Genomic DNA, 255 nt, shown 5'->3' with positions numbered 1-255 from the left:
GCTCCCGTCCGAAGATCATGCGTTCCACACTCTTGCGAGCAGTACTAGCAGCCTCCGACCCGTGAACCCGGCCGAATAATCAACGTTCCACCCATGAGCTGACCACCGTCGGACGTTTGCCGACGTAGTGGCTCTGGCTTCCTTGCGGAAGCTAGATGCTCCTTAGAAAGGAGGTGATCCAGCCGCACCTTCCGGTACGGCTACCTTGTTACGACTTCGTCCCAATCGCCAGTCCCACCTTCGACAGCTCCCTCC

1 rRNA gene is annotated in these 255 nt (G+C 58.8%); it reads right to left on the bottom strand.

The annotated features are described in order from the left end of the window. Positions 1–166: 166 nt before the first annotated feature. Positions 167–255 (bottom strand): 16S ribosomal RNA (locus tag ADL12_RS27945); the annotation flags it as partial.

This window comes from Streptomyces regalis (assembly GCF_001509475.1).
In the GTDB taxonomy this organism is placed as follows: domain Bacteria; phylum Actinomycetota; class Actinomycetes; order Streptomycetales; family Streptomycetaceae; genus Streptomyces; species Streptomyces regalis.
Note: the sequence above shows the minus strand (reverse complement) of the source record. Positions and strands in the feature narration are given on the sequence as shown.